At 70.9% G+C, this 3,271-nt stretch carries 3 protein-coding genes and 1 pseudogene; 2 read left to right on the plus strand and 2 right to left on the minus strand.

Annotation, left to right across the window (positions count from 1 at the left end; all coding sequences use genetic code 11):
- A pseudogene (locus tag G6028_RS05350) lies at positions 1–347 on the plus strand (methyltransferase type 11); the annotation flags it as partial.
- Between the two features lie 60 nt (positions 348–407).
- Here the strand turns inward: G6028_RS05350 and glgA are convergent.
- On the minus strand, positions 408–1,574 hold the full coding sequence (gene glgA / locus G6028_RS05355) for a glycogen synthase (RefSeq protein ID WP_338404153.1): 1,167 nt from the start codon (positions 1,572–1,574) through the stop codon (positions 408–410).
- A gap of 143 nt (positions 1,575–1,717) precedes the next feature.
- Between glgA and glgC the strand changes: the two genes are divergently transcribed.
- Positions 1,718–2,944 (plus strand): glucose-1-phosphate adenylyltransferase, encoded by a 1,227-nt coding sequence (glgC, locus tag G6028_RS05360; protein ID WP_182658262.1) that lies wholly within the window; start codon positions 1,718–1,720, stop codon positions 2,942–2,944.
- A 49-nt stretch (positions 2,945–2,993) separates the two neighbouring features.
- Here the strand turns inward: glgC and G6028_RS05365 are convergent.
- The coding region (locus G6028_RS05365) for an O-methyltransferase (protein WP_479682419.1) at positions 2,994–3,271 on the minus strand (278 nt) is incomplete at its 5' end.

The following is a 3,271-nucleotide window of genomic DNA, read 5'->3' on the forward strand; positions in this document are numbered from 1 at the left end:
CCGCCGAGTTCGCCCGGGTCCTCCGCCCGGGCGGGACTCTCGTCGTCGCGGTGCCGGGCCCGGGTCATCTCGAGCCCCTGCGGTCGCGGGTCGGGATGCTCGCACCCGCGGCGGACAAGGCCGAGCGCCTGGACACGCACCTGGCCGCCGGGTTCGACCCCGGTCCGGTCCGGGTGGTCGACGTCACCACCACGGTTCCCGCCGCGATCGCCGCGGACCTGGCCCTCATGGGCCCCAGTGGAGTCCACCTGGGTCGGGCCGGGGTCGAGCGGGCCATCGGGTCCGGCGACGGCCCGGTCCGCGTCCACGTCGAGGTGCGGACGTTCCGCAGGTCTCTGCAGGAGTGACGCGCTCTACACGAGTGAGGCGCTCTACACGAGTGAGGCGCTCTACAGGAGGTAGGCGCTCTACAGGAGTGAGGCGTACATCGCGTGGGTCTGCTCGGCGATCGCCTCCCACGCGAACCGCGTCCGGGCCCGCTCCTGCCCGGCACGGCCGTACGCGGCGGCCTTGCCCGGATCGACGACGAGTTCGTTGACCGCGGCCGCGAGACCGGCCTCGAAGGCGTCCGGGTCCGACTCGTCGTAGTGGACGAGCGTGCCGGTCTCGCCGTCGATGACGACCTCCGGGATCCCGCCGACATCGGAGGCGACGACGGCGGTGTCGCAGGCCATGGCCTCGAGGTTGACGATCCCGAGGGGTTCGTACACCGACGGGCACGCGAACACCGTGGCGGCGGAGAGGATCTCGATGACCTCCGCGCGCGGCAGCATGTCGCGGAGCCAGTAGACGCCGTCCCGGGTGGACTGCAGGTCGGCGACCAGTGATTCCATCTCGGCCGCGATCTCCGGGGTGTCCGGGGCACCCGCACAGAGCACGAGCTGGGCGTCCGGGTGGAAATCTCGGGCCGCGCGGACCAGGTGGGGCACTCCCTTCTGACGTGTGATGCGACCGACGAACGCCACGATCGGTCGGTCCGGGTCGACACCGTGCCGCCGGAGGACCGAGTCCTCCCCGGCGAACGTCTCGACCGGTGACCACACCGAGGTGTCGATGCCGTTGAGGATCACGTGGATCTTCTCCGGATCGACCTCGGGGTAGACGCGCAGGATCTCGTCCTTCATCCGTGCACTCACCGCGACCACGGCGTCAGCGTGGGCGAAGGCGTTGCGCTCCGACCACGACGAGACGCGGTAGCCGCCCCCGAGCTGCTCGGCCTTCCAGGGTCGGCTGGGCTCGAGAGAGTGCGCGGACACCACGTGGGGGATGCCGTAGAGCTCCCCGGCGAGGTGGCCGGCCAGGCCCGCGTACCAGGTGTGGGAGTGGACGATGTCCGCCCCCTCCGCGGCCACGCACATGCGCAGGCCGGCGGAGAGGGTCCGGATCGCCGGGTTGGCGTCCTCGCCCAGCTCCGGATCGGGCCGGAACGCCCGCGCGGTGTCGCGGTCCGCGCCCATGCACAGGACGTCGACCTCGCACAGCGGCCGCAGGGTGGCCACCAGTTCGGTCACGTGGACCCCCGCCCCGCCGTAGACCTCCGGTGGGTACTCCCTCGTCATCATCGCTACTCGCACACCGGTCAACCTAGCCCCCCGGGGCGTCCCCGGGACCGTTGCGGGTGAACCCCGCCCGACCACGGGGTGTCGGCGCGGGGCGGTGCGGGGGCAAGTCCCGTGATGGTCCGTGGCAACGGCCCGGAAGTCGTTACGGTGGGGGGGTGAGGAACCAGCCGCACGTCCTAGCAATCGTTCTCGCCGGTGGCGAGGGCAAGCGCCTCTTCCCGCACACCGCGGACCGCGCCAAACCGGCGGTGCCGTTCGGCGGGTCGTACAGGTTGATCGACTTCGTCCTGAGCAACCTCGTCAACGCCGGCTTCATGCGGATCTGCGTCCTCACGCAGTACAAGTCGCACTCCCTCGACCGGCACATCTCCCAGGTGTGGCACATGAGGGGGATGGGGGGCGAGTACATCACCCCCGTTCCCGCGCAGCAGCGGCTCGGACCGCGGTGGTACACCGGGTCGGCGGACGCCATCCTGCAGTCGCTGAACCTGGTCCACGACGAGAAGCCGGACCACATCGTCGTCTTCGGGGCCGATCACGTCTACCGCATGGACCCCCGTCAGATGCTCGACCACCACATCGCCACGGGGGCCGCGGTCACGGTCGCCGGGATCCGGGTCCCCCGCAGTGAGGCCTTCGCCTTCGGCTGCATCGACGCGGGGGACGACGACCTGATCCGGGACTGGGTCGAGAAGCCCTCCGATCCTCCGGGGACGCCGGACGACCCGGATGCGACGTTCGCCTCGATGGGCAACTACATCTTCACCACGGATGCGCTCGTCACGGCCCTCAAGGCGGACGCGGAGAAGCCCGATTCCACCCACGACATGGGCGGGGACATCATCCCCGCGCTGGTGGAACAGGAGCGCGCGTACGTCTACGACTTCGCCCGCAACCGGGTCCCGGGCGAGACGGAGCGCGACCGGGGGTACTGGCGGGACGTGGGGACCATCGACGCGTTCTACGACGCCCACGTGGACCTGGTCTCAGTGCACCCGGTGTTCAACCTCTATAACAACCTGTGGCCGATCCGGACCCAGCAGGACAACCTGCCGCCCGCCAAGTTCGTCAACGGCGGCATGTCCCAGGAGTCGATGGTGGGGGCGGGGACGATCATCTCCGCGGCCACCGTGCGCAACTCCGTGGTCTCGAACAACGTGGTGGTCGAGGACGGCGCCGTGGTGGAGGGCAGCGTGCTGATGCCCGGTGTGCGGATCGGTCGGGGCGCCGTGGTGCGCAGGGCGATCGTGGACAAGAACTCCTCGATCGGCCCGGGCGACGTGATCGGCGTGGATCACGAGCGCGACCGGCTCCGGTTCCCGATCAGTGCCGGCGGAGTGGTGAGCGTGTCCAAAAACTCCGTCACGTCGCTGCCCGGCTGAGTCGCCAGCCGGGTCCGGTCCAGGGTTCGCCGCCTCCGGGCGCGCGGGCTCAGAGTGCGACCACGGTCAGCCCGCCGCCGACGGGCAGCACGGTGACGTGTGCGTGTTCGGGCAGGTCCGCGCCCTCCGGCAGCGGTGCGTGCTCACCGATCAGGACCAGCGCACCGCCGGGACGCAACAGTTGGTGAGCGCGGGACACCACCCGGGCGACCGAGTGATCCGGGACATCGGCGACGAGCAGGTCGTAGGCGCCGTCGGCGAGCTTGTCGGCCACCTCCAGCGGCCGCGCCGCGATGTAGCGGGCGGCGGACGCGGGGTGTCCGGCCG

The sequence above is a fragment of the Dietzia cercidiphylli genome (assembly GCF_014145145.1).
Lineage (GTDB): Bacteria > Actinomycetota > Actinomycetes > Mycobacteriales > Mycobacteriaceae > Dietzia > Dietzia natronolimnaea.